Genomic DNA, 21,320 nt, shown 5'->3' on the forward strand with positions numbered 1-21,320 from the left:
AAGACAATAAATACAAATCAGCATACGGGTATATATTTTTAGGGAGTAAACATGATACGACTGATCTTACTAGGGCTACTTTCAGGGGCATTTTTTAGCTCAACGTTTGTGTTAAATGAGCTGATGAGTGCGGCTGGTGGGCATTGGTTTTGGTCAGCCAGTTTGCGTTATGTATTTATGCTGCTGCTACTGACGGCGATGATTGCTATTCAGCATGGCGTTGGACGCATCGGTGAGCTTTGGCATATTTTTCGGCAGCATATCGGGTTTTGGTGCATCACCGGTAGTATTGGCTTTGGTGTGTTTTATACGGGGATCTGTTATGCAGGAGACCATGCCAGTGGCTGGGTGGTCGCGGCAACCTTCATGTTTACAGTGGTAACCAGTTTGCTAGTGTTGCTGGCGTTCGGACAGCGTTTTGACAAAAAATTCATCGTCTACGCTCTGATCGTTTTCGTTGGTGTGGTACTGGTCAATATCAGTGAAGGTCTACATGCACCGAGTGATGCCAATACCATTCCGCTAACACAAATGTTGTTGTACGGCGCGTTGCCGGCTTTAATTGCCGCGTTTAGCTATCCGATTGGCAATCAATTGGTCTGGCAGGCGTCTTATAATTCTAAACAACACAAAGCCAAACAATCTCAGGCTGAGCAGCACGGTGCCGAATATCAAGACAATCAGTCGCAGCCTATGCGCGCTGAGACGGCACTACTGGCCAGTGCTCACGATAGTACCGCTGATGAACATGTCACCACCACTGCTCCTGCTTCTACTCTACAGACTCTGATCGGGCGTATTCCTATTATCGAGACGGATCTGTTGCAAAACGCCTTTAACAAAGTGTGGTTAATGACGGTGGGCAGTTTGCCATTTTGGCTGGTTTTAGGTATTTTTGTGCGCCCTGAACTACCGGGTAGCGCGCAGATATTTAATACGCTGTTGGTTGCTTTGTTATCAGGCGTGGCAGCGACCAGTCTGTTTTTATATGCCCGTGAGCAAGCGGTAACGTCAAGCGAAGTCGCAGGCGTTGACTCCACCCAAGCCAGTGAAATTATTTTTGCCTTGATCGGTGGAATGATCTTGCTGGGTAATCCGCTGCCGTCAGCCATGGGTTTGTTCGGTATTGTGCTGATTATTATAGGGCTGATATTGTTTGCAAAAGATGGTTAAACCGCGACCCAGAACTGGAATATATCCCAGACTGATTGCGTTTGGCGCGTCAACAATACATCTATTCAAAAAACACTCATTCAAAAAAACCCAATCATTTTTGATGATCGAGATTTGGCAACATAACCATGGTCAATGCGTTAATTTTTCCCGATATTTTATTATATTTATTAGATATGGTTGGCGTAATTGCGTGCGCGATAGCAGGTACGCTGCTGGCTCAGCACAAAGGCTTTGATGTTGCGGGCTGTATTTTGGTAGCGATGGTCAATGCGATTGGCGGCGGCACGTTACGTGATATGGCACTAGATCGTCATCCGCTGTTTTGGATGACAGATCTCAACTATGTGATCGTTATTACCATTACCTCTCTTATTCTACAAATATTTTTTCATCTATATCATAAGATCGATAATGCGCTAAAGCTCTTTGACGCCATCGGTCTGGCGGCTTTTAGCGTGATTGGTTTTAAAGTCGCTTTGGTCCAAGATATGTCTCCTCTTATCGCGGTAATGATGGGCGTTTGGACAGCGATTCTTGGTGGATTACTACGCGATATCATCTGTAATGAGATTCCTCTTGTGCTACAGCGTGAGATTTATATCACTGCCAGCATCGCAGGGTCTTTCACCTATTTACTGTTGCAGTACTTCGGTGTCAGCACTGGTATCAATGAGTTCATTATGTTGTTTGTCATTTTTGCGGTGCGCATGCTAGCGCTTAGATTCGACTGGCACCTGCCCTCTATTCGCCTCGTTACTTAACAGAATTTAGCAGAAGTTTCCTAATATAAAATTAGTACTGATAAACATTATTAACCAGTGAGGCTTGCTTATGTTGGCTATCGCCTTAGATCCTACCGTGCTGATCACCACTTTTGACCCGCGCTCCTTGATCTATTTGTTTGATATGATCGGCATTGTGGCTTGTAGTATTTCGGGCACGATACTGGCCAAGCACAAAAACTTCGATGTGTTTGGCTGTTTGCTGGTTTCAATTGTGACGGCTATTGGCGGCGGCACAGTACGAGATGTCATTTTGAATCGTCATCCGTTGTTTTGGATGGTGGACATGAGTTACCTGACCGTTATCACCATATCCTCACTGGTGATGCAAATATTTTTTCATCCCAACTCAAAGCGGGTCAATAAATTCCTTAAGCTCTCAGATACCATTGGGCTGTCTGCTTTTACCTTGATCGGTATCAAGGTCGCTGACAGTATGGACGCAAACGTGCCTGTGGCATTACTATTAGGTGTTATCACCATTGTGGTCGGTGGTATCATCCGCGATATGATTTGCAACGAGATTCCGCTGGTGCTACAGCAAGAGATTTATATCACAGCGGCGTTGGCTGGCGGTATTCTCTACTTTGCTCTACATAACCTTGGCGTGGCTGCATGGATTACAGACATTGCCACGATGAGTACGATTTTTACGTTACGCATGCTGGCCATACGCTATGATTGGCAATTCCCGACGCTTGATTGGAAGTATTAAAGACACTTGATTTTAGACCTATTAAATAGTTAGCGCTATTACATGGCTTAACTCGTTTCTACCACTGCCAAATCTCTGACCATTAACTGTAAGCTTTGTTTGCCATTCCACTCATTAATATCCAGCTGAAACAACACGTGTACCTGTTTGGCGCGATAGTCCCAAACACTATTATCGTAATTGAAATAAATAGCGTCAATCGGATACTGCACGTCAGGATAGCGTAATGACAGTTTGAGATGCTTGTCTTTTAAGACTTTAAAACTCAATACCTCAAACACCCCATCAAATATCGGCGGGGCAAAGCCATGACCCCAAATGCTGGCATCTGCCAAATGCTCGGCAAACCACAGGCTAAAATCGCTTGCTTGTAACGGTCCATCACTGAATTTTTGCTCAGCAAACACCTCATCATCCATTTGTGCCATGACCTCATTGAAGGCGGCGACAAAGGCATCAAAATTACGACGTTTCAGGGTCAAACCTGCTGCCATCGCATGACCACCAAAATGGCTGATAAGATCGGGATGACGTTCAGCAACTTGTTCAATGGCATCGCGAATATGCACGCCAGCAATAGAACGCGCCGAGCCTTTAATCGCATCATCATCGCCCGTACGCTCTGTATCTGCTGGGGCAAACACAATACTGGGCAGATAGTGACTTTCTTTTAAACGGCCAGCGACAATACCAATCACGCCTTGATGCCAGTCGTCTTGATATAAGACGATACTGCGTTTGTTAGTACTACGTTTATGATTATCAGCGGTTTTTTTATCAGGCGTATGCTGAGCAATCATATCGCCGTGTTCATCGCTATCAATATAGTTATCGGTATCGGTCCCGTTATTATCACTAGCATCATTACTATTGGCCAATACCTGAACAATATTATCCGCCTGTGCTCGCATCTCCCCTTCTACCTGACGACGAGTGCGATTGAGCTGCTCAAGCTCCTGCGCCAAACGTTGGGCAGTGCCCCAATCCTCAGTCAATAGACATTCGATACCAATCCGCATATTATCCATACGACCAGCCGCGTTAATACGTGGCCCTAAAACAAAACCAAAATCTTGTGCCTGTAATTGCTTGGGATCGCGACCTGCTTGCTCTAATAACGCTAAAATGCCTAAACAACACCGTCCCTGACGAATAGCTGCCAGTCCATGATGCACCAAGATACGGTTGTTTTTATCCAGCACACCGACGTCAGCAATCGTACCGAGCGCCACCAGATCCAAATATTGGCTGACTTGCACCGTAGACTTGCCGGCCTCGCGGCGCAGTTTCGCCAATCGCCCAAGCACATAAAAAGCCACGCCCACCCCGACCAACGCCTTACTGGTAAAGTCGCAGTCGAGTTGATTGGGATTGACCACTGCCTCGGCAGGCGGTGTTTCTTTAGTCGTCAGATGATGGTCGGTGATAATAACCGTAATACCATCTGCCTGTGCTCGTGCCACGCCTTCATGGCTGGAGATACCATTATCGACCGTCACTATCATGTCTGGTTGAAAGGTTTCAATACCCAACTCGACAATCTCGGGCGTCAGACCATAACCATACTTGAAGCGATCCGGCACTAAAAAATCAACCTCAGTCCCCATCTTGGTAAGCGCGCGCATCATCAGCGCCGTGCTGGTTGCTCCATCACAATCAAAGTCGCCCACAATCAAGATACGCTGACGCTCATCAATCGCATTATCTAATAGACGTACGGCTTCTGTGACACCGTGCAACCCTTCAGCAGGTAACAGGCCAGACAATGAGGTATCAAGCTCAGTGGGCTCAGTGATACCGCGACCAGCGTATAGCCGAGCCAGGGTAAATGATTGGGCAGCAAGCGGTTGCAACGCGGAAGGTAACTCGTCGATGCGAGTATTGATATAACGGGGGGTTAAATTTAGCATGGGCATATTCTACTGGCTTTACTAAGGGCTCACAATGACAATTTTGAGCGGTTCAGTCCAAGATCTATGGTTTTATAAAATTATTTAAAATAAATCTGTTTCATGCTTACCCTAAAGAAACGTGCAGAAGATTATTTATTACGGCTTCTAACGCTATTGTATTTACAAAAACGGTGCACAGTCATAGTAATTATCTGCATTTTGCTACAAAGCAATGATTGTATGCCACTCATAAACCCCTAAAATAGTGACTACCTGATGCATTTGTTATCAATTTTAATTACTTTTATAAGGACATCCTATGAAAACGACACCACTTGCTGAAAAACTACCAAATACCATTGACCCAAACCTAGACTTAGATAAAATTAAAAAAGAGTGTCAAAAATTGGTAAAAAAACGCGCTCGCGTATCTGCTGGCGTGGCCATTGTACCCGTTCCATTTTTTGATGTGGCTGTTGATGCTGGTATGCTGACTCAGCTTGTACCCGAAATCAGTGAGCGTTTTGGCCTAATCGAAGACCGCAAATCAGCCATTGATTTACAATCGAGAGAAGTTCATTGGAGCGCGCTTAAAGACCGTACTGTCGATTTTGCTGGCCTTATGGCAACACGCGGTATCGTCAAAAAGACTATCCAAGGCTTTGGTGGTCGTATTGCCGCTAAGCAAGTAACAAAGTTTATTCCACTTGGCGGACAACTGGTTGCGGCGACTATGGGCTATACCATCTTTAAGAAAATCGCAAACGATCATATCAATGATTGCTATAAACTGGCCAAAGACATTCAACAAAAACAACATGGCAAAAATGTCTAAAACTATTAGTTAAATTAGCCCACTCTTCTGAAAAAATTTAACCAGCTAGGACAATAGGTCGTAGCTGGCTTTTTATGTCTCAACTTAGCAACAGAGATATAGTGTTGACTTTGCTTCCTAAGAACAGCCTTTTTCGTAATACATTCCCAATTCCAAAGACTTTACATTGCTGACTGCAATAATATTATCTGCATAAGGACGATACTTTCTAAGCACTATTTGTGCAGTTGGTTGATTATCTATACGAATTAATCCATCTCCAAGCTGAACATTGTTTTCAAAACTAAACCCATCTCCCATAACGTCTGATCCAAAACCTTTCCAGTGACACTGCTTTATGTGATGATCAGACAACACATACACACTCCTTATGAAAAATAAGCTAGGAATCAAGGCAATCAAAATAAAAAAAATAAGTAACTTAGCGTTCATAAAACTTCTAACCTCTACTAAGATAGATTAATGATCACACTGGCATTGTCAAAATCACGTTCTATATGAACTTGCGCTGACCAATTATTTGACAGATTCACTACCTCGCCAAACGCAATTTTCGATTGTTGATCAAGTTTTAATAATTCTCTAAGTGGCTCATGCTGAGAAGTTATTGGAATCAAAGACTTTAAGATATCTGCCAACACTGGCAAATTATTTCCTGCGCTCGGCTCAATAAAAAAGGTCACATTTTTAGCATCACAACCATTCAATTCGGCAGACACTTGCATATTATTTATCTGCAATTCTTCTTTGACGACCTTTGTATAGTTATGAATATCAATAGTGGCATTGCGCTTCACACCGCGTACCTTAGTAAATAACCGTTTATCAGGCTCTTTGGACAATTGACAGTTGTCCCGAAAATAAGTGCTTATCGGAATGCCTTTTACCCAGTTAATATCGAACGCTATAGTCGGCTCTATCAACTCATCATTGTCGTAAGCCTCAGGATGTGAGCGGTAGTTAGGCGCGGCTATATAATGTATACGATTACCCTTTACTTCATATTCAACGATATTTTCGCTAAACGGCGCGTATAGTAGCAACTCATGATCATCAGTAATTCGGCTGTTCTTATCTAATATCAGATAATGTATGGCACTATTGGTCGTTGCACTGCCGCCCATAGGGCCCGAGGACTCAACTTCTAATGCGACATCTTTAATCCCATCCTGATTAAAATCTTGCGCAACCAAAGGCAATAGGCGCAGCTCATAATTCATACTTTGATCAGCATCGTCTACATCGTCATCCTTATCTGCACACTCATATTCAAGGCTAAGACTTGCCTTAGGATCTGGCTTTGGAAAAGCACAATGCTGATCTATCAAATCAACAATCACTGACTTTGGCAATACGATGTCAGCGGCATGAGTACATAAGCTTGTACTTATAGAGAGCATACATAAAGTGGATAGACGTAATAACATAAGAGTACCAACGGCAGCCATGTATTCTTGATCATACCTAAAATTACAGAATAAGATAGCATCATCCGATGTAATCAAAAAATAATTCGTCATTAGTTGGTCATTTGGATTATTTATAAATCTAATAGCTCCATAAACATTTATAAAAACCATATTAGTCAGAGGCAAGGTTATAGTTGATGATGTCATCGATAGGTTTTGCTGCTACTATATGACCCACTGAAAAAATGCGTTTTAACCAGTAAATGTCAATTTGCATTAAACACAACCATTACAATCAAAAACCTTAAAGGACTGATCCATGAAAAAACGCTTTGCGTCAACGCTTCTACTTGCTACTTTCGCTCTTGCAGGATGTGCGACGACAGATGGTGCTAATAACAATGCAGGTAATGCCATTGGTACAGCAAATGAGATTGGTATGAATATCTTTAGATCAGCCATCGATACTCAGTGCCGTAGCCAAATCGAAAAACAAAATGCTTGGCGCATTGCTAGCGTTGCGATGACGGACACTCAGCAAGAGACGGTAAAGAGTAATGTTTGTGGCTGCGTTAGTGAACAAGCCCCGCAGCAAGTAAGCATTGTAGAGCTTGGCAACGCGGCTATCGATAGTCAATATCGTACACAGCTAGTCACAAAAGTGGTCGCAAAGTCCATCCAAAGCTGTTATGCCAGTTTTACTAAATAAGTAGTAAATGCTGAATCATAGCTAAGTTAGTATCAAAGTTAGATAATAAAAGTATAAACATAAAAAAGGGACATCATATGTGATGTCCCTTTTTTATTATCAGATTTTCTGACCTTTTGATGAGAGAGAAAACGCTTAGATTAATTTTGATCAAAAGGCTTTGACGTTAAAGCCGTGGTAGAGGGTAATACTTTGTTTCGACGGAAATATTTAGAAGAGCCATCGATAATCTTCTCTACTTCTTTAACCAAGTCATCAATCACATCATCGTAGACACCATGATAAAGCTCAGTTTCGAATGCCGTAAAAGGATGCTTACGCGATGCAGAGCCCACTTCCGTGATGCCATGTTTACTATAAAAAATATCAACTCGACCATCGCTATTGAGCACACAATTTAATAATCCGCCTTCTAATTCCATCTCTACCCGCTCAGGCATAAATATATAATCATCTACATCAATGAGCTTCTTCTCTACTTCGCGCTTAAAAAATGACTTGATATCGAACATGAACAATTCCCTAACTTAAAATTTATATAATGTGTGAGCACGCCTGACTTTATAATCACTGTTGAATAATCAATGCTGAGCATTTATCCATATGCTTCACAGGTCATACTTTATTACTACATCCTATAAGATATGGGGACACATTTTAAGGTGCGATATGTAAAACTGCGTTTGATGTTAGTAAAAATACAGGGCTATTCTCGACGATATTAAAAGATATTTAAGGTTATTCTCAATCAGATTCACCCTTCTCACATTTTTCTAGGTACTATATTACGATCATAAAAAATCAGATATTATATTGCGACCATAAAAAAAGTGAGCCGCAAATCCTGCAACTCACTTTTACCACTTATAGTGTTAGTCCGTCTAAAATAGATCGATCACATCCAAACTATACTAAACGATTAGATTAAATGCGCCTTTAGCTCAAGCACTCTATCACGAGTTTTTGCGGCTTCTTCAAATTTCAAATCACGCGACATCTGCTGCATTTGCTTCTCAAGACGCTTAATTTCTTTGGCCAGCAAATCCGGACTACGTAAGATATTAATATCCACGTCAGGCAGATTACTTTTCACTGGAATGGCTTGATTGTCGTTGGCATCCAAGCTCTCGCCCGTATCAATCTTATCGGTGATACTACGGCGCGCGCCTTTTGGCGTGATGTTATGCTCCAAGTTAAAGGCAATCTGCTTATCACGGCGTCGATCCGTTTCATCTATCGCTTTTTGCATACTTGGCGTGATGCGATCGGCATAGAGAATGGCTTTACCATTTAAGTGACGTGCCGCTCGACCAATGGTCTGAATCAGCGAGCGCTCAGAACGCAAAAATCCTTCTTTATCGGCGTCAAATATGGCAACCAATGACACCTCTGGCATATCCAAACCTTCACGTAACAGGTTAATACCGACCAACACATCGTGCACGCCAGTACGTAGCTCATGAATAATCTGCATACGCTCGACGGTGTCAATATCAGAATGCAAATAAGCAACTTTGACATCGTACTCTTTGAGATAACTGGTCAAATCCTCTGACATGCGCTTGGTCAATGTTGTAATCAAGACACGCTCATCTTTTTCGCGGCGTTTGGTAATCTCTGACAACACATCATCAACTTGCGTCAATACAGGACGTATCTCAATTTCAGGATCAATCAAACCTGTTGGACGCACAACTTGCTCAACCACTTGCTCGCTATGCTCAAGCTCATACAATGCTGGTGTCGCACTCACATAAATGGTCTTAGGCTTGATGCGCTCCCACTCTTCAAACTTCATCGGGCGGTTATTCATCGCACTTGGCAGACGAAAGCCATAATTCACCAAGTTTTCTTTGCGTGATCTATCGCCTTTATACATTGCGCCAATCTGCGAGACGGTCACATGGGATTCATCAAGGAACAACAACGCATCTTCTGGAATATAATCAAACAAGGTCGGCGGCGCTTCCCCTGATGGGCGACCAGATAGATGCTGCGAGTAGTTTTCGATACCGTTACAGTAGCCAAGCTGCTGAATCATCTCAAGATCATATTGCGTACGCTCTTTAAGGCGCTGCGCTTCAACCAGCTTATTGTTATCGCGGAAATACTCCAAACGCGGCTCTAGCTCCTCACGAATGGTATGGCTTGCCGCCTCTAGTTTGTTGCGCGGGGTCACGTAATGCGATTTGGGATAAATGGTAATACGCGGCACGCTACGTACCGTTTTGCCTGTTAGCGGATCAAACCAAGTGATCTTTTCTACTTCATTATCAAATAGATGCACGCGCACTGCCAGCTGCTCAGATTCAGCAGGATAAATATCAAGCAGCTCACCACGCAAGCGATACGTACCACGACCAAAATCCAGCTCATTACGCGTATACTGCATTTCAACCAACCGCTTGATCGTCGCGGTACGATCTATCTGATCGCCAACGACGACGTGCAATAGCATTTTTAAATAGCTTTCTGGATCGCCCAAACCATAGATACACGACACCGACGCGACGATAATTGCATCGCGGCGTTCTAACAGCGCACGCGTGGCTGATAAACGCATCTGATCGATGTGATCATTAATGGCACTGTCTTTTTCGATAAAGGTATCACTGGCCGCCACATACGCTTCAGGCTGATAATAGTCATAATAGCTGACGAAATATTCAACCGCGTTGTTTGGAAAAAACGACTTAAATTCACCATATAACTGGGCAGCAAGGGTCTTGTTGTGCGCCATGATAATGGTTGGACGTTGACATTCGGAGATGACCTTGGCCATGGTATAAGTTTTACCGGAGCCTGTCACACCAAGCAATAACTGCTCATCCATACCAGAATTGATGCCGCTAACAAGCTTTTCAATCGCTTGAGGCTGATCGCCTGCTGGCTCAAAGTCTGTGACCATCTCAAAAGCACGGCTAGATATTTGCGTCCCTGACGCATTGACACCACTAATTTCAGCTTCGCCTTGAAGCTGAGTGGCCAATTGGTTTAACTGACGCGACGAGCGCGGTTCAGGCATTCGCATAATGGCTTTCTTCTTATTAAAGTTTATAACAATATGGGGTCGAAACAAGGCTTTTTAAACCATACCTTTCGGCTTTATTCAGTGCTCACAACCACCATGCTAAGCTCTCTATAGTCGATCCACTATAAAAGAAATACAGCAATGCTGGCGTACATTACTGGCGTACAGTTTGCGCCGCCTCTGTCAGCAGCGGCATAGCAAGCGAGGAAAATGGTTGCCAGTATCAAATGATCATATGCATATCTTTTTTATTGAAGACTGACTATATTCTCTACCTCAAGCCGCTACTATTAATCTTATTTAGAATAAATGACAAGAAACAGTTATAAAAAACGCACAGACCCTAGGCTATATTTACAAAGATTTTCATGGTTAACAAAGCCATTACACGACCACTTCACAAAGCATAACGCTTGGGGGTTTGTTTCTTGACATAAGCTGCTATTATTGATCATGAATTAACAAGCAGTCATTCTAGTAGCAATTATTAAGTATAATTTTAATAACAAACTATTAATTCATAAATTAGAATTTATCAAAACTAAAACAACGGAGTAAATTATGAGAGAACGTTTCGCAAGTGGCATTTCAGACGATACCGCCCAAAAAATGATAGATTTGCTAAACGCAAATTTAGCAAACGTTATTGATTTGACCTTAGATGGCAAACAGTGCCATTGGAATCTACAAGGTACTGGATTCATTGGTGTGCATCAGTTATTAGATGATACTGCCGATCGTATCCGTGAGGTATCAGATATGATTGCTGAGCGTATTGTCATCTTAGGTGGTCAACCAAACGGTCTAGCAAGTCGCGTTGCCAAAGATTCTGTTTTAGATGATTATCCAACGGATATCACTGAAGTAGATCAACATGTTCGTGAAATTACTAAGCGCTATAAAACGGTTGCTGAGACACTACGTAAATCTATCGATACGGCAGGTGATGGGGGTGATGAAGACACCGCTGACCTATTGACAGAAGCTAGCCGTATTATCGATAAAGATGCATGGTTCATCGGTGCAAATGCCCCAAAAAACTAAATTTTTAAATGGTTAAGTTAATGATTGGTATAACTATTTAGAAAATAGCAAAGTTAGAAAACAATAAAATTAAAAAATAGTAAAAAGGTCGCTCTATAGAGCGACCTTTTTTTATTCGCGATTTTACCGCTTTCTTATTTTTTCCATTCCCTCAATTATTAATATCAGATTAGGGCAATGCTGCTATGAATAATAACGGCAATATAGTTCAATCCAATATAAAAAAGGCACTGCGAGAATGGGACTCATTTTTTGATGCCCTTGCCTGCGAAGGCACAGCAAGCAAGAAAAATGGGTTCCAGTCTCACTCTATCGTTTCTTCTATCCATTCATTTAGGATCAACTATGGAATAGATATTTATAATTAAGTGCTGACTAAAAACATCAGCCAAAGAATTAATCTTCGTGCTTAAGCGCTTGGAGTTCTGCTGCCATCTTTGGCATAACTTCCTGCATTTTTTTCATGGTTGACTCCATGACGATAGGCATAATCTGCGCCATATACTCTTTCATCATTGCAGGTTGTTTATCGATGATATTTTGCCCAACTTGAGTGCTATAAAAATTAATCTGTGCATCAACTTCTTGTTGAGTAAAGTGTTGTTTGGCAGACTGAACATAGGCATCAATTATCTTTTTATTAAGACTCTCTGTATTGTCTTGGTTCATCATCTCTTTACTGTACTTGAGTACAATTTCATTGAAACGTTTGCGCTGAGCGGTATTTAATTCATTATTAGGCATCGATGCGAGCATGGTTTGCATGATCTGCTCTGTCACCTCACTATCGTTGGACATATCGTTCATCGTCTCTACGACCTTTGTGACTTCGATTAACTTCATTAAAGAAGTATCTGTTGGTACAGCCGCTTGTGCAGATAGCGTTGGGATGGCCATTGCGGTTATAGCGCTAACACTCAATGTCATGGCAAAGGCGGCATTTTTTATTAATGATGTCATAGGATTATTACCTAGTTACTAGTTATAAGTGGTGATAGATTACTGACCCAATGCCTGTTTTTCTAACGTCAAAACTTCTGCATTGGGCACTGACAAGGTCAAAATGGCTTCTTGAAACAGCGGGTTACTACGGAATTGATTTTCTATGTCTTCAAATTTTTGTGCAAGCTCTTGCTCTTTTTGATTACCAGCAATGTCTACTGCCGCCACCATAAATATCTTTCTAGGACCTACCCACTCCAGATGTAGATACGAGACACTATCGATGTCAGGATGATTGAGCAACTCGCTCAAAGCATAACCGTGTATTTTTTCTGATACTTTATACCCCACCAAAAAATCTCGGTTACGACTGATTAAAAAGATAGCAACGGCGCCTAATAACAAGCCGACAATAATAGAACCCAGCGCATCCCAAAATGGCTCGCCTGTATACGCATGCATACCCATTGCTGCTGCTGCAATAACCAAACCAGTTACCGCGGCCAAATCCTCAAAAAACACACCGCGTAGCGTTGGGTTTGAGGTATTGACCACATAACCAATGGCACTAACATTCATGGCTTGACCGTGTTTTTTACTTTGTAGATACGCTTGTACTAGCGAGAATCCTTCTAGTAAAAAAGCCACTGCCAACACAATAAAGCCAATGGTATAGTTGGTCTCACTCTCCGCCGCGTTCCATTCGGTAATGCCTGTATAAATAGAGACAATAGAGCCTGCCATAAAGACACCAAAAGCGGCGATCATTGACCAAACATACGACTCCTTACCGTAACCCAATGGATGACTCTCATCAGCAGGTTTGATGGCCTTTTTTTCGGCAACAATTAATAAAGTACCGTTACCTGCGTCCGCCCACGAATGCGCGGATTCCGCGATCATAGAGGCAGAGCCTGTCATGAATGCAGCGATTGTTTTTGCAATAGCAATAATAACGTTTGCACCAACGGCAATCAATACGGTTATTAAGGAGCCAGAGTGTGCTTCGCCCCCCTCTGTTGCCTTATCAGCAGTATATTCGGAGTTGGGATTTGGTCTACCAGTACCGCGAGCGCGACTGCTTTGCGGCACTGACTGAACAGAATTGGAAGAGTCTAGAGGGCGGTTTGGTGGCCTTACATTCATAACGGTCTCAATAAAATAACAAACGGTTGACCACAATTTTATAAGTGATCTTATTTTTAGTAAAATTGGCTTAAGGTGGCTCAATAGTGAGTATAAAAGGCAGCCTACTCCTACTCAAAGTATCCGTACTTTTAATAATTAACAGCTCATTTAGATGATGGGTCTTACAAAAACTTAGCGCAAGCTAGGGCGTGTCCTCAATTCAATCAATATGCACCTAAATGGGCTAAAACGAGGACACGCCTAGTTAATTGAGCTTTTATTCGGGCTGATCTTCACGATTGCCAGCCAGCTCTCCCACCATATTTTCTATGTCACAGCTTGGACGATGCGAGCTTTCCATACGCAGGTTTTTTCGCTCTAGCGCTGCATCGGCACGGCACTGCTGCATCTTATTTTTGATAACGAGTGGTGGTACTGGTGTTGGTTTGCCATTATCATCGATAGCAACCATCGTAAAATAGCAACTGTTGGTATGGCGTACAGTACGGGCGCGTACATCTTCTGCCTCGACCCGAATACCAATCTCCATCGAGGTATTGCCAACATAATTGACACTGGCCGCAAAGGTTACCAGTTCGCCAACATAAATTGGCTCGCGGAACATCACTTGGTCAACAGATAAGGTCACTACATAGCTACCACTATAGCGACTGGCACACGCATAAGCGACCTGATCAAGCATTTTAAGTAAGTCACCACCATGGACATTGCCGATAAAATTTGCCATATCCGGTGTCATAAGTATCGACATATATAGCTCATGATTTAACGGGGCTTTTTTGGCAGTCGAGCTGGTATTGTATTGCGGCATAACATTCCTTGCGATTGTCTAACAATTATTTATTCTAAGTGTCTATCTATTCTACGCGTCTGTTTATTCTAAGTGTCATTTATACCGTAGCAAGCCGCACAGCACAAACGCTCACCTGTCGACAAATGGTCTAAGTTGTGTAACCTCTTATTTTGACAATGGAGCCAATTGCTAGCTTAACCAGTGGAAACGATAGGCAAGCCAAGCAACAATGCCGCTGACTGAACCAGTCAAAAATCCACCTCAAACAAAGTCAACCAAGGCGGTATCCAATGTATAACCTTTATACAGTGCTAAGTTGGTGAAATCATACGTTCCGTAAGCCATCAGACCACCGAGTAGGAAGATGTGACCGACTGACGCCCCTGCTTTGATTTGTGGATATAAAACCAAAAGGCAAAGTGCCAATATGTAAAACATATAAAACACGCCAGCGGCGATCATATTTGGCTCATCAGCCAATAGATGACCAATACGCGCCTCGTAAAAAGCCCCTTTCATAGTCGTCAACCAAACCACGTCAATACTAGATTTTTTTAATCATTATTATTGGCGACTGAACTGAGAATGTTGATCAAATATTATTTAAGTAATCATTCATTTTATTTAATTATTCTAAATAATGATAGCGTAAGGGAACGAGTTTATTGTTGTGGTTTCGAAATCACGTTCTGCCCTCGTTTTTTACCTTATTGCTCCAGCTACCATCATTTGCACGTTCCTACTCATATATTCGTCATCTTCTGTTACTGCCAATATAAGACACTGCCATGACAGCATGCTACAATCGATAATGCGATAATTAAAAGCGACTGTATTTGTTGCCTATTTTTATTGATGGACACTGAGTATAAATGACCCAAAACCAGTCAACATGATGGTTTTTTTATTGGTCATCTCATGAGCCATCGACCCCTAAAAAACGCTACTCTTAACAATAGAATTTTATCCACTCCACTATGAAAAGGATCTCTCATGAGCGAATTACAACTGTCTGACCGCGTTAATAGCATCAAGCCTTCACCGACTCTAGCGATTACTAATAAAGCCAAAGAGCTAAAAACGGCTGGCAAAGATATTATCGGTCTAGGCGCTGGTGAACCTGACTTTGATACCCCAAACCATATTAAACAGGCGGCGATTGAGGCAATCAATAACGGCTTTACCAAGTACACCGCGGTTGACGGCACGCCAGAGCTAAAAAAGGCCATCATTGAGAAGTTCAAACGTGACAATGACATCAGCTATGAGCCAAATGAAATCCTTGTATCGGTTGGTGGCAAGCAATCATTTTTTAACCTTGCGCAAGCGTTTATCAATCCGGGTGATGAAGTCATCATTCCAGCGCCATACTGGGTCAGCTATCCTGATATGGTACTCATTGCAGAAGGCGTGCCTGTCATCGTTAAATGCCCTGCTGAACAAAACTTTAAAATCACCGCTGAGCAGTTAGAAGAGGCCATCACTGACAAAACCAAAATGCTGGTATTGAACAGCCCATCTAACCCAACGGGTATGATCTATACGCTAGATGAGCTAAAAGCCATCGCTGAAGTATTGAAAAAACATCCAAACGTCTATGTGGTTTCAGACGATATGTACGAGCACATTCGCTGGACAGGTGATAAGTTCTACAATATCTTGAATGCAGCGCCCGAGCTGAAAGATCGTGCGATTATCTTAAACGGCGTGTCTAAAGCGTATGCGATGACAGGCTGGCGTATTGGTTATGCGGGTGGCCCTGCCAAACTGATTGGCGCCATGAAGAAAGTGCAGTCACAGTCAACGTCTTGCCCAACCTCTATCAGCCAAGTCGCGGCAGAAGCTGCTATCAGTGGTGATCAAAGCGTCCTAGAGCCGATGGTCGAAGCTTTTGAGCAGCGCTGTGATCTTGTGGTTGATGGTTTGAATGCCATTAAAGGTATCACTTGCTTGCGTCCTGATGGCGCTTTCTACGTTTATCCAGAAATCAAGCCTCTTATCAAAGCCGCTGGTCTCTCCTCTTGTACCGAGTTCTCAGAATGGTTATTAGATAAAGTAGGCGTTGCGGTCGTACCGGGCGATGCCTTTGGACTTGGTGGCTACATGCGCATCTCTTATGCAACCGATGAGGCGACCTTAAAAGACGCCTTGTCTCGTATCGAAAAAGCCGTTGCCGATTTAGACGTTGCTGAGTAGTTTTTAACAAGCATTGATCTTAACTCTACCTTTATAGATAAAGCCGCCACATAGCAAGTATGTGGCGGCTTTTTTTGAACGCTTTTACTTTTTTTTGAAGAAAACTATCCACCACATCATTAAAATGACGATTTTTATCAATTATGCAAAAAAATGCTTGACGTATTTTTTATCTTTGCTAGAATACGCCCCACTTAGCAAGAACTCATTAGAGACTGTTAAGCTTATTGTAAGCGTTTAACTTCTTACAACTTATTCTCCAATAGCTCAGTTGGTAGAGCAACGGACTGTTAATCCGTGTGTCCCTGGTTCGAGCCCAGGTTGGAGAGCCATATTCTAGTAGTAAATTTCTTGAGTCATCTTAGATTCAATTATGGCATTTGCCAAAACCCTCATCACTTTGATGAGGGTTTTTTTATGCTTGAAGATGCACTACGGTAAAAATATTGAGATATGCGCTTGTTCTTTGTTTTCTTGAATCACATGATCATAGGCGGATAGCTGATTGTCAGAGAAATGATTGGTCAATTGCCACATGGTCGCAAATATCGCCGTTAATAATACGGCAATGACCGCAAGAATCACCCACAGCGGTGTCTCACTGGTGAGCGTATGCTTGATTTGATCAGGGATTGCCCAAAACGGTGAAAACTCATTTTTATTGCCGCGCAGGTGCTCAATCTCATCGCCCAAGCGTGAGATCAGATAACGGATCTTTTCTGGTGCCTCTAAGCGATACTTTCCTTGAAAGCCTAGCAGCATAGCATAGTGATAAATCTCTAGCGCTGGCAGACGCTTTTCTCCTTGCTCACGCAAACCGTCTAAGCGCTCAAAAAACTCATTGCCAGCAATCTGTGAACCAAACAAATCCAGTTGTAAAGGATTGAGCTCCCACGCATCTTTTAGCGTTTGAAACGCCGGCTCCTGCGACGTCATGATGGTCTCATCAATCAATGCGCAATAAGCGTACTTGGCTTCATGAATGTCCTCTGACAAAAAGCCTCTTTTGCGGGCATTGATCTCAAACTTATCTAAAAAGTCATATATTTTTTGGCGAAATTTATGCGGCTCGGTACTGAAATAATGATTACGTAATAAAAATACCAAATAAAAACCGTCGTACATCATATCAACCAGCGACTGGCTACTGATACGTTTATCAAGACCGCTCGCTGAGACCTTTGAGGCCACCTCACCTGAATCTAATAATGAGGGCGCAGCGCCCCCTGAGTTGTTCCCTGACATGAGTATTCCTAATGCGAATTATTTTAAATACAGCTGAATAAGGGTGCCAAAAATGGCTTTAGCAGACAGTGAGCATGATATCAACTACAAATAAGACGCTCTAATCAATCTGCCTTTATAGGGTTTTACAAATACTACTGAACAATAGCCATCAGCTCAATTTTTAAGTCATCAAAGCCGTTTGGTACATAGATACAGATAGACTCAGACTTCATCATCTCATCGTAGAGCTCGCCAACTGGCTCAATAGTAAAATAGCTAAAGCCTGGTCTCACAGGTATGGCGCTCGGTACTTGCGTCACATGCGAGACAGGTGAGCCCGGCAGTGCTGACAATACTCGTTTCTCTACGGAGTCAGGCGTTGCCACCTTAAAGCGCCGTGGTACGATATCAATCAACTCATGCATCGGTAACGATGAGCTGACAGACAGATAAAGCTGTGAGCCACGCGTGATCTTGTCACTACTCAACTCGCCTACATAGTAAGATGGTTTATTCTGACGCAATGGAATCGATATAAAGTTACTGGCAATCACGGTGTTGAGCAACTCACGAATGATCGAGATAATGCTGTTAAACGACTCATTGGCGTTGTCGTGATGATAGGCAGGTAAATCGCCCACTTTGTATAATGAGCTAAAAGTTGCCAACTGACTGGCCACATTTAACAGCGCCTCATAAAGACGTTCTGGATGCAACTTGGCATTGTTATATAAATGGCTTAACTGAGAATAAGCCGTATTAAGGGTATGCAATAGCCAAAAAGAGGCAATATCTGACGAGCGAAATTCTAGTAAGTCGTTATTAGATTGACGATGATGATCGTACAATGACGTAGACTTGGTATTAATCATAGTCATCAAACGATAGACTTGACCAATGAGCGCAGGATTACTCGTGATATGAACGCTCGGTACGATGTAATCGTCATCCACTTGGTAGAAACCTTGAGTGGTGCGTACCAGCTTACCAACCAACAAAGACACGGTGTCCTGACTCGGTGCTTGAGCAGAATGACTGAACTGCAAGCTTGGCGACAGTTTGATAACGTCGATGACCGCTTCCGCCGCTTGACTGAATAAATCTTGAGCCTCAATCGTGTCTCTAACAAAGCGCGCTGGATTGTCACTGCGGTCGGTTTGTATATTATTGCCGCCACTATGAAAAATCTCTAAGCTCAAAAATATAAACACCTCATCGCCATTGTCTTGATTGTTTAAATTCATGGCTTTTGGTAAGGCATCGGTACGCGGCGCTTGATAAATGGTACCGTCTGGTAATACCGCATCAATACTTAGAAAACTCAATAAGTTGCTTTCTAACAGCTGATTATCAATCTGAACATCAGAGACGCCATAAGCATACGGATGCATCAGCTTCATGCTCAATGCCCGCTGCGCATTATGATAGGTGTCTTGAATTTGAAAGTGCTGAGGTCGTAAAAACAGCCCCTCGCCCCATAATACTCTGTGTTTGCTCAAGACAATCTCCTACGAGCAGCTGACTAGCGGCTGCTGATAATATTTAAGTTTGGTGGTAAAGGTGGTTACCTGCTCTGGACTGATACCCTCAGCAATATTTACATCACAGGCGCCTATATTAAGCACAAGCGGGGTATCTGCGATGAGACTGGCAAGCGGAACCAGAAACTGTGAGCGTTTTTTGGTATATCTTAGTCCCACTTTGACCGCTATAAATTGCGCTTGTTGCGGAACGGCTAATGTCACACTCGCCTCACGATTAGGAATGACGCTGACCTCTTTTGCCGCTAACGCCTCAATATCGGTGAACTGACTTTCTTCTTCCAAAAACGCAATATACGCAGTGCTGGCGGTTCCTTGCGCGGCGTGTCCTGCATTGGCATTGACGGTAGGTCTAATGGTCAACGTAAGCTGTTGCCGCTTGAGTTGTTCCTGCAATGACTGCTGCTCGGCACTCATCGTTTCAAGCTGCTGCTGTTGTTGTTCCAACTGAGCTTTTAGACGACTAAAATCATCAGAACCTGTGGCACTGCCAGAAGATTGATCAATAGTTGCAGAGCCCTTGGTATTTGACTGACTTCCTCCACCAGTGCTACATCCTGTTAACAAGCTGCTCAGTAAACAACTGGTGACGATTAATGTCATCGGCAATATCTTACTTCTGTCCATATTTTCATTTACCTTGAAATATTATTATCATTATTGACTGGTCAAGAGTTCCGCCATTTCTGGGCGACCAAGCACTCCTTTTTTGCGTAGCTCTACGTGTCCAAGATCCATCATACGCCAGTCGCCACCCCACACAAGTCCAGCAGATTTGGCTACTTTACCATATAATTTATAACCTCGCATGGCCCAAGGATCCTTTTCACTGATCACAATTTTGCCATTCCTAATAAAAGCAGTGTCTGCCGCTAGACCGAACTGATGATAGCTCTTATAAGACCCCGCCTTAGTCACATGACTGCCTTTTTTAAGCAATCGTGCCTGCCTCTCAGGACTGCGATACCCTTCTAAAAGCACCATGTCGTAGCCATACTGATCACTCATTACCTTATATACGGTCAACAGTCGTTGAACAAATTCCGAGTTCATCTTCTTCCAATTACGGTCGGCGTTTTTGATATTGATATGACCATCATGTATGTGTGAGGCCAGCATATCGCCTGAATAGCCAGTGGTATGATCTTGTGCATCCAAGTTAGACAAATCAGGCTCAGGTAGCATGAGTGGTCTATCGTCTTGAGACGTCTCAGTCTGAGCGTCTGGCCAGTATCCCTCTTCTGTCTTACTAGCTTGGTAACTTGCAATCTCCGCATCGAGCTCTGCAAACAGCTCCTCTGATGGTGGCGCTGGTGGTCGCAAGCGCTCACCCATCAGTAATTGGCTGATTTGCGAGTTCGTGTTACTAAGCGTTGTATCTTGAGCGTGATAGACCTTTAACGAATTATTGGTAATCAAGGCGTAACACAAGCCCGCTGTCGTCATAACAATTAAGAGTGATAGCGCTATTACCACTGGGATGCGAGAGACATCTGTACGCTGAACAAGACGATTGAAGCGCTTAACAGATGAACGAAAAAATTTGGTTGGCGATTTTATGACTAATCGATTGGCTTTTAAGGTACGAAAACGCTGTGAGTGTCTGCCTACTTTATCAAACAGTCGCCCACATAGCTGCCGATCAAAGAGCATGATAATTATGACAATAGAGACGAGAACAAAGACAGAAACAGTCAAATAGATCATAAATAAAAGGCAGCAGCAGTTAAAGTAACAAGAGTAAAAATAAATAAACAGGCGTCTATCTTCTCATTTAACCAGCATTATATAGGCAAATTCTATTCAGTTAAAATAAAGCTGACTTAATTATACTAATTATTTATTTTTACTCTTTTCTCGATGGTCTTTGTAAAAACCA

21 protein-coding genes and 1 tRNA gene are annotated in these 21,320 nt (G+C 42.8%); 9 read left to right on the forward strand and 13 right to left on the reverse strand.

Going from position 1 to position 21,320, the window contains the following annotated elements; genetic code table 11:
• Positions 1-51 precede the first annotated feature (51 nt).
• From AAJP47_RS00910 to AAJP47_RS00920, 3 genes are all read left to right on the forward strand, one after another.
• On the forward strand, positions 52-1,173 hold the full coding sequence (locus tag AAJP47_RS00910) for a multidrug resistance efflux transporter family protein (RefSeq protein WP_346716034.1): 1,122 nt from the start codon (positions 52-54) through the stop codon (positions 1,171-1,173).
• A 128-nt stretch (positions 1,174-1,301) separates the two neighbouring features.
• Positions 1,302-1,937 carry a trimeric intracellular cation channel family protein gene (locus tag AAJP47_RS00915; protein ID WP_346716035.1) on the forward strand — a complete coding sequence of 212 codons (636 nt, stop codon included), beginning with the start codon at positions 1,302-1,304 and terminating at the stop codon, positions 1,935-1,937.
• Positions 1,938-2,007: 70 nt separating this feature from the next.
• Positions 2,008-2,673, forward strand: coding sequence for a trimeric intracellular cation channel family protein (locus tag AAJP47_RS00920; RefSeq protein WP_346716036.1), 666 nt, complete (start codon positions 2,008-2,010; stop codon positions 2,671-2,673).
• A gap of 47 nt (positions 2,674-2,720) precedes the next feature.
• Here the strand turns inward: AAJP47_RS00920 and recJ are convergent, their stop codons facing one another.
• The gene (gene recJ, locus AAJP47_RS00925; RefSeq protein WP_346716037.1) at positions 2,721-4,583 is read right to left on the reverse strand and encodes a single-stranded-DNA-specific exonuclease RecJ; all 1,863 of its coding nucleotides are present in this window, start codon (positions 4,581-4,583) and stop codon (positions 2,721-2,723) included.
• Between the two features lie 301 nt (positions 4,584-4,884).
• Here recJ and AAJP47_RS00930 point away from each other — a divergent pair, with 301 nt between their 5' ends.
• Entirely contained in the window at positions 4,885-5,400 is a 516-nt protein-coding gene (locus AAJP47_RS00930; protein ID WP_346716038.1) for a hypothetical protein, read from the forward strand.
• 117 nt (positions 5,401-5,517) lie between these two features.
• Here AAJP47_RS00930 and AAJP47_RS00935 read toward each other — a convergent pair whose 3' ends face one another.
• On the reverse strand, positions 5,518-5,832 hold the full coding sequence (locus AAJP47_RS00935) for a hypothetical protein (protein WP_346716039.1): 315 nt from the start codon (positions 5,830-5,832) through the stop codon (positions 5,518-5,520).
• A 17-nt stretch (positions 5,833-5,849) separates the two neighbouring features.
• Positions 5,850-6,920, reverse strand: coding sequence for a hypothetical protein (locus tag AAJP47_RS00940; RefSeq protein WP_346716040.1), 1,071 nt, complete (start codon positions 6,918-6,920; stop codon positions 5,850-5,852).
• A gap of 208 nt (positions 6,921-7,128) precedes the next feature.
• On the opposite strand from AAJP47_RS00940, the gene AAJP47_RS00945 reads away from it, so the two are divergent.
• Complete coding sequence (locus AAJP47_RS00945; RefSeq protein WP_346716041.1) at positions 7,129-7,518, forward strand: hypothetical protein; 390 nt, start codon at positions 7,129-7,131, stop codon at positions 7,516-7,518.
• A 140-nt stretch (positions 7,519-7,658) separates the two neighbouring features.
• Here the strand turns inward: AAJP47_RS00945 and AAJP47_RS00950 are convergent, their stop codons facing one another.
• Complete coding sequence (locus tag AAJP47_RS00950; protein ID WP_346716042.1) at positions 7,659-8,030, reverse strand: hypothetical protein; 372 nt, start codon at positions 8,028-8,030, stop codon at positions 7,659-7,661.
• A gap of 407 nt (positions 8,031-8,437) precedes the next feature.
• Positions 8,438-10,549, reverse strand: a complete 2,112-nt coding sequence (uvrB, locus tag AAJP47_RS00955; RefSeq protein ID WP_346716043.1) for an excinuclease ABC subunit UvrB — start codon at positions 10,547-10,549, stop codon at positions 8,438-8,440.
• A 561-nt stretch (positions 10,550-11,110) separates the two neighbouring features.
• Here uvrB and dps point away from each other — a divergent pair.
• Positions 11,111-11,593 carry a DNA starvation/stationary phase protection protein Dps gene (gene dps / locus AAJP47_RS00960; protein ID WP_346716044.1) on the forward strand — a complete coding sequence of 161 codons (483 nt, stop codon included), beginning with the start codon at positions 11,111-11,113 and terminating at the stop codon, positions 11,591-11,593.
• Positions 11,594-11,778: 185 nt separating this feature from the next.
• A complete protein-coding gene (locus tag AAJP47_RS00965) occupies positions 11,779-11,961 on the forward strand; it encodes a hypothetical protein (protein ID WP_346716045.1) in 183 nt (60 codons plus the stop codon).
• Between the two features lie 28 nt (positions 11,962-11,989).
• Here the strand turns inward: AAJP47_RS00965 and AAJP47_RS00970 are convergent, their stop codons facing one another.
• The 4 genes from AAJP47_RS00970 to AAJP47_RS00985 all read right to left on the reverse strand — a co-directional run bounded on the left by AAJP47_RS00970 (position 11,990) and on the right by AAJP47_RS00985 (position 15,014).
• Positions 11,990-12,553 (reverse strand): DUF2059 domain-containing protein, encoded by a 564-nt coding sequence (locus AAJP47_RS00970; protein ID WP_346716046.1) that lies wholly within the window; start codon positions 12,551-12,553, stop codon positions 11,990-11,992.
• Between the two features lie 39 nt (positions 12,554-12,592).
• Entirely contained in the window at positions 12,593-13,681 is a 1,089-nt protein-coding gene (locus AAJP47_RS00975) for a cation diffusion facilitator family transporter (RefSeq protein ID WP_346716047.1), read from the reverse strand.
• A 259-nt stretch (positions 13,682-13,940) separates the two neighbouring features.
• Positions 13,941-14,495 carry an acyl-CoA thioesterase gene (locus AAJP47_RS00980; RefSeq protein ID WP_346716048.1) on the reverse strand — a complete coding sequence of 185 codons (555 nt, stop codon included), beginning with the start codon at positions 14,493-14,495 and terminating at the stop codon, positions 13,941-13,943.
• Positions 14,496-14,738: 243 nt separating this feature from the next.
• A complete protein-coding gene (locus AAJP47_RS00985) occupies positions 14,739-15,014 on the reverse strand; it encodes a DUF2177 family protein (RefSeq protein WP_346716049.1) in 276 nt (91 codons plus the stop codon).
• A gap of 456 nt (positions 15,015-15,470) precedes the next feature.
• Here AAJP47_RS00985 and AAJP47_RS00990 point away from each other — a divergent pair, with 456 nt between their 5' ends.
• Both AAJP47_RS00990 and AAJP47_RS00995 read left to right on the forward strand, forming a co-directional pair.
• Positions 15,471-16,673, forward strand: coding sequence for a pyridoxal phosphate-dependent aminotransferase (locus tag AAJP47_RS00990; RefSeq protein ID WP_346716050.1), 1,203 nt, complete (start codon positions 15,471-15,473; stop codon positions 16,671-16,673).
• A 256-nt stretch (positions 16,674-16,929) separates the two neighbouring features.
• Positions 16,930-17,005: transfer RNA gene (locus tag AAJP47_RS00995), tRNA-Asn, on the forward strand.
• 100 nt (positions 17,006-17,105) lie between these two features.
• On the opposite strand, the gene icmH is transcribed toward AAJP47_RS00995, so the two are convergent.
• The 4 genes from icmH to AAJP47_RS01015 form a co-directional block, all read right to left on the reverse strand.
• Positions 17,106-17,918, reverse strand: coding sequence for a type IVB secretion system protein IcmH/DotU (gene icmH / locus AAJP47_RS01000; RefSeq protein ID WP_346716051.1), 813 nt, complete (start codon positions 17,916-17,918; stop codon positions 17,106-17,108).
• 134 nt (positions 17,919-18,052) lie between these two features.
• On the reverse strand, positions 18,053-19,399 hold the full coding sequence (tssK, locus tag AAJP47_RS01005) for a type VI secretion system baseplate subunit TssK (protein WP_346716052.1): 1,347 nt from the start codon (positions 19,397-19,399) through the stop codon (positions 18,053-18,055).
• 9 nt (positions 19,400-19,408) lie between these two features.
• Entirely contained in the window at positions 19,409-20,068 is a 660-nt protein-coding gene (locus AAJP47_RS01010; protein ID WP_346716053.1) for a hypothetical protein, read from the reverse strand.
• Between the two features lie 30 nt (positions 20,069-20,098).
• Positions 20,099-21,139, reverse strand: a complete 1,041-nt coding sequence (locus AAJP47_RS01015; RefSeq protein ID WP_346716054.1) for a M15 family metallopeptidase — start codon at positions 21,137-21,139, stop codon at positions 20,099-20,101.
• Positions 21,140-21,320: the final 181 nt, after the last annotated feature.

The sequence above is a fragment of the Psychrobacter halotolerans genome (assembly GCF_039680845.1).
GTDB lineage: Bacteria > Pseudomonadota > Gammaproteobacteria > Pseudomonadales > Moraxellaceae > Psychrobacter.

Coding starts and splice junctions, on each gene's coding strand:
- AAJP47_RS01010 (WP_346716053.1), bottom strand. CDS start 20,068: ATGGACAGAAGTAAGATATTGCCGATGACATTAATCGTCACCAGTTGT.
- uvrB (WP_346716043.1), bottom strand. CDS start 10,549: ATGCGAATGCCTGAACCGCGCTCGTCGCGTCAGTTAAACCAATTGGCC.
- AAJP47_RS00940 (WP_346716040.1), bottom strand. CDS start 6,920: ATGACGAATTATTTTTTGATTACATCGGATGATGCTATCTTATTCTGT.
- AAJP47_RS00935 (WP_346716039.1), bottom strand. CDS start 5,832: ATGAACGCTAAGTTACTTATTTTTTTTATTTTGATTGCCTTGATTCCT.
- AAJP47_RS00915 (WP_346716035.1), top strand. CDS start 1,302: ATGGTCAATGCGTTAATTTTTCCCGATATTTTATTATATTTATTAGAT.
- AAJP47_RS00950 (WP_346716042.1), bottom strand. CDS start 8,030: ATGTTCGATATCAAGTCATTTTTTAAGCGCGAAGTAGAGAAGAAGCTC.
- AAJP47_RS00910 (WP_346716034.1), top strand. CDS start 52: ATGATACGACTGATCTTACTAGGGCTACTTTCAGGGGCATTTTTTAGC.
- AAJP47_RS00970 (WP_346716046.1), bottom strand. CDS start 12,553: ATGACATCATTAATAAAAAATGCCGCCTTTGCCATGACATTGAGTGTT.
- dps (WP_346716044.1), top strand. CDS start 11,111: ATGAGAGAACGTTTCGCAAGTGGCATTTCAGACGATACCGCCCAAAAA.
- recJ (WP_346716037.1), bottom strand. CDS start 4,583: ATGCTAAATTTAACCCCCCGTTATATCAATACTCGCATCGACGAGTTA.
- AAJP47_RS00990 (WP_346716050.1), top strand. CDS start 15,471: ATGAGCGAATTACAACTGTCTGACCGCGTTAATAGCATCAAGCCTTCA.
- AAJP47_RS00920 (WP_346716036.1), top strand. CDS start 2,008: ATGTTGGCTATCGCCTTAGATCCTACCGTGCTGATCACCACTTTTGAC.
- icmH (WP_346716051.1), bottom strand. CDS start 17,918: ATGTCAGGGAACAACTCAGGGGGCGCTGCGCCCTCATTATTAGATTCA.
- AAJP47_RS00980 (WP_346716048.1), bottom strand. CDS start 14,495: ATGCCGCAATACAATACCAGCTCGACTGCCAAAAAAGCCCCGTTAAAT.
- AAJP47_RS00945 (WP_346716041.1), top strand. CDS start 7,129: ATGAAAAAACGCTTTGCGTCAACGCTTCTACTTGCTACTTTCGCTCTT.
- AAJP47_RS00975 (WP_346716047.1), bottom strand. CDS start 13,681: ATGAATGTAAGGCCACCAAACCGCCCTCTAGACTCTTCCAATTCTGTT.
- AAJP47_RS00930 (WP_346716038.1), top strand. CDS start 4,885: ATGAAAACGACACCACTTGCTGAAAAACTACCAAATACCATTGACCCA.
- AAJP47_RS00965 (WP_346716045.1), top strand. CDS start 11,779: ATGAATAATAACGGCAATATAGTTCAATCCAATATAAAAAAGGCACTG.